The 4,000-nt window shown below is 55.8% G+C and carries 2 protein-coding genes; one reads left to right on the top strand and one right to left on the bottom strand.

The genetic code is table 11. The features are described from left to right. The first annotated feature begins 470 nt into the window (after window positions 1-470). The gene (locus OCV66_RS15345; protein WP_107631307.1) at window positions 471-1,091 is read left to right on the top strand and encodes a hypothetical protein; all 621 of its coding nucleotides are present in this window, start codon (window positions 471-473) and stop codon (window positions 1,089-1,091) included. Between the two features lie 56 nt (window positions 1,092-1,147). Here OCV66_RS15345 and OCV66_RS15340 read toward each other — a convergent pair. Next, the coding region (locus tag OCV66_RS15340) for a hypothetical protein (protein WP_262564889.1) at window positions 1,148-4,000 on the bottom strand (2,853 nt) is incomplete at its 5' end.

The following is a 4,000-nucleotide window of genomic DNA, read 5'->3' as shown; positions in this document are numbered from 1 at the left end:
GAAGCCTCGTCGCAGATTCCGTTCACCGCCTGCCGCAGCTCCTCCGGACTGCTGTCGAACCGCGCTTTCAGCTCGTTTGCCGGCAGGCTCGGCTGGTCGGGCAGGTCGGTGATTTTGTGTGTGAATTGCGTGATCTTGTGGTCAGAAAAAGACATGGTTTCCTCCTTTTTGTCGGTGCCGCCCGCGCGCGTTCCTTGGACAGCGCGCGCGGGCGCGCGTGGGGCGGAGCCGCCCCGTCTGGTTTTTCATGCGGGGAAAGTAAGCAACCGTTATAATAGCCCAAAAAACGGAAAGCGCAAGGGCAAGTATTTGCCCTTGCGCTTTTTCCCGTTTCTGCTATTCTGGTAGACGCTTACTTTCCCGTGTCGGTGCAAACGGCGGGCGGGGAACCCCTCACGCGCGCGCCCGCGTGGTCAGAGGAACGCGCGCGAGGGGGAACTCCGGCCGCCCCAAACAAAAGGAGGTTTTTCATGTCATTCAGCGATCATAAAATCACAGCGTTCCAGCACAAAATCACCGACCTGCCCGACCAGCCGAGCCTGCCGGCAAACGAGCTGAAAGCACGGTTCGACAGCAGTCCGGAGGAGCTGCGGCAGGCGGTGAACGGAATCTGCGACGAGGCTTCGCGGCTGGAGGCGCGTGTGGAGGGCATCGTGGTGGACACGTTCGGGGACACGATCGATCGGGAGATGCTCTCAGAGGAGCTTGCCGCCGAACTGGACGCAAAAGCAACCCAGACGTCGCTTAATACCGAAAGCGAGGCGCGGGAAGCGGCTGTTTCCGCACTGGATACCCGTCTGACCGAGGTGGAGGCACAGAAATGCGAGATTTATCTTGGCAGCTATAACGGCAACGGTGAAAAGAATACGCAAGCAATCCGCTTAGGCTACCAACCCAAAGCCGTGCTGGTTGCAAACGCCAGATGGATTGGCAACGTAGATAATCCCCAGCGCATGGAGCTTGCAATGCCAGATATCGCAGCATATCATTTAGTTGTCACCTCCACGGGCTTTGAGGTGAAAGGCATGCTCAACTGCACCAACACGGAGGACAGTGTGGCAAATCCGTATCGGTATATCGTGTTCAAGTAATGTACAAAAGGGAAAACCCCTCTCTTTCGAGAGGGGTTTTCTATACTCTGAAAATTTTAAGAAGCCAAAGTGTAAACGATAGTCAGAGTGTTGCCAGAAATAGTAGCGCTCTTGGGGCTATTCATGTTGGTCGTTGTAACTATGACGGTGGAATCAAATTCGTAGTTCGGGCTAGTGATTGCCAGCGTATAGGTTGCGGTGGCCTCGTCAGTAGCTTCCCAAGTTCCATCAACACCAGCTACATCGGTTTCAACCCAGTTGGCCGGATCCGCAGTAGCGGTTACCAGAGCGCCATAAGTCGAATCGGTAAAGGTAATGGACGGTGCAACTGGGCTCGAAGTCAACGCGCTCGAAGTCGGAGCGGTAACAGAATCCGGAGTCAGGGTGGAAATCTTAGCCTTTGCAACCGTAAAGTCGCGGACAACTGTCTTGCTGCCAATCTTCAGGGTCATGGTGTACTTGCCAGCATCCGCAGACTTATCGTTGGTGATAGTAACATTTATCGTTGCAACATCGTTGGTGGTAACCTGCGAGCCAGAGCCATCTACTACAACAGATGTAGTAAACTTGCTGCTTGCATCAGCCTTGGAAGAATCAACGATAGATACCTCAGCGTAGTAGCCCTTCAGACCTTCCACGTTCGCGGACAGGGTCTCCGTGTCGGACGTTTGGCCATAGGTCATCGCATCGCCAGCCATATCCTTGGTTACAGTAACGCCAGCAGAGGTGGAAGTATTGTCTTCGTCGTCATCATCGCCATCGTCGCTGCCATCGTCGATCCAATCGAACTTGCCGGTGTTGTCGATGATCAGGAGCTCAAGATCAGCCTCGCCATCAACCACAGCCTCGTCAAGGATATATGCAACGTTGTTCATGTAATCGTCGTTAACATCCTTGTCAGCCTTGCGCAGCGTGGTCGTGCCGTAGATGTATTCCTGGCCGATCGCGTCGTCGTCCTCGCTGGAGTCAATCACGAGCACCTTGGTGTCCGCGGTGACGTTCAGCTGGTTGTCGCCAACCGAGATGGAGCGGGTGGTGGAAGCCTTGTTCGCGCCTACCGCCAGGTTGCTCTGGCTCGGCGTGGTGTTGCTTACGCTCTTGAGCAGGCCGTAGCTGTCGTCAACATCCTGGATGTAGCCGTCAGCATCGATGCTGCCGTAACCAATCACGGTACCCTTGGCGCGGTCGCTCGCGGTGCCGTTCTCTTCCTTAACGGTCAGGTTCTCGGAGCCGTTCCACAGGGTGTAGGTGACGTCGCCGTTGCTGCGCTCAACCGCGTCCGCGGTGATGTAGCCGTAGTTATCGTTGGAGGTGCCGGAGATATCGCCAATGGTAGAACCAGACTTAACCTCAACAGAGGCCAGGCGGACACGGTCCAGACCGTTGTAATCCTTGGTGAATACCGCGCCAGCGCCGTTGGTGGTTACCAAATCAGCGGAGGAAGCCAGGTTGTTGAACTGCTTGCCGGTGATGGTCTTGGAGGAGCCGTTCTCGTCCCAAACAACGATCACAGCGTCGTCCGCGACGCGCTTGCCGGCAATCGTGTTGTTGCTGCCCAGCGCAACATCCTCTTCATCGCCAGAAGAGTAGCTGCCATAGATCAGCGTCAGGTAGCCGTTGTACTTCTGGTTCTTCAGCTCTTCCAGCTTGGTAGCGCTGTCGCTGCCGGAAACCTTGTACGCACGGCCGAGCTGAGTGGCGTTGCCTGCGATGCTGTTATCACTGTCGATCGTGACAGTCTTGAGCGTGCCGTCGAAGTAACGCAGCTTGACCTGATCGCCGTACAGGGTGGTCGAGCCGCTGCCGTTACCGACAACAACCGCGACATTGGTCGGGATTGCGCCCGTGCCGTCGTCGGTGTCAACGTTCAGGATAACGCCGTTGGCAACATACGCCTTAACGGTGTCGCCTACGGATACGTTCTCATAGCCGGTGTCGCTGTCCGTGGTGTCGATGTTATACCAGGTGCCGGCGATCTCGTACTGGCTGTAGTTGCCGTTATCCGAGGTCTTGTTCTTGCTGCCCTCCAGCTCGTCGGTGACAATGTCAGCCTTGACGATTTCCTTGCAGTCCTCGTACATGCTGTAGGACATTACCGCGTAATCGTCCGCTTCCAGCTCTTCATCGATGATTTCATCGGCAAACTTGTAGGACTTGCCGGCAAAGGTGATCTTGTCGGAAGCAACGTTGGTCACTTCGCCGCCGATCTTCTCAAATACGATCGCGGTGTCGATCTTGTTGTTGCCGTCGGAGTCAACAAAGGTTACCTCAGCCAAGGAGGTGTTGCCATTGGTGTCGTGCTCATTCGCAGCAGCATCCTTGTCAAAGTAGGTGTACGCAACCGTGTCGGTTTCAACGCCGTCAATGCCGACAAAGGTCAGGTCGATCGACTTGGTGCTGTCCACAGAGTAGGAAGAACCTTCAAACTTCAGCTTCTGGCCGTCCAGCTCAACATTCTTCATCAGGGTGTTGTAAACGGTGTTGTCGGAAACCGCGTAAACGCCGAGGACATTGTTGGTCTTGCCATCCTTGAACATGACCTTGACCTTCTGGCCCAGCAGGGAGGTGTAGTCCTCGGAAACCTTGGTGAAGTTGACCAGGTCGCCGTTGCTGTAGTTACGGTCGGAGTTGTGGTAGTTATCAGAGTCGTAGTCAGCATCGATCTTGATCGTCAGGGAGTCGGTCTCGATCGAGGTCAGGGTGCCGTAGTCGTAGGACAGGCCCATGTAAGCGGAGCCGACAGTTTCCTTGACGCCGCCGTTGAGGATATCGTCAAAGGAATCGGAGTCGGTGGACCACTTCACGCGGTTGGTGTCCAGCGTATTTGCGATCATCTGCGCGGCGTACTGACGCGGCAGGCCCTGCTCCAGGCCGGAGTTGACGTCGTCCAGCAGGCCGGCGGAGCCAGC

Source organism: Agathobaculum ammoniilyticum (genome assembly GCF_025567315.1).
Taxonomy (GTDB): Bacteria; Bacillota; Clostridia; order Oscillospirales; family Butyricicoccaceae; genus Agathobaculum; species Agathobaculum ammoniilyticum.
This window is presented reverse-complemented; position numbering and strand designations above follow the sequence as displayed.

Bases quoted from the DNA above. Each gene is read 5' to 3' on its own strand.
- OCV66_RS15345 (WP_107631307.1), top strand. From the start codon at position 471: ATGTCATTCAGCGATCATAAAATCACAGCGTTCCAGCACAAAATCACC.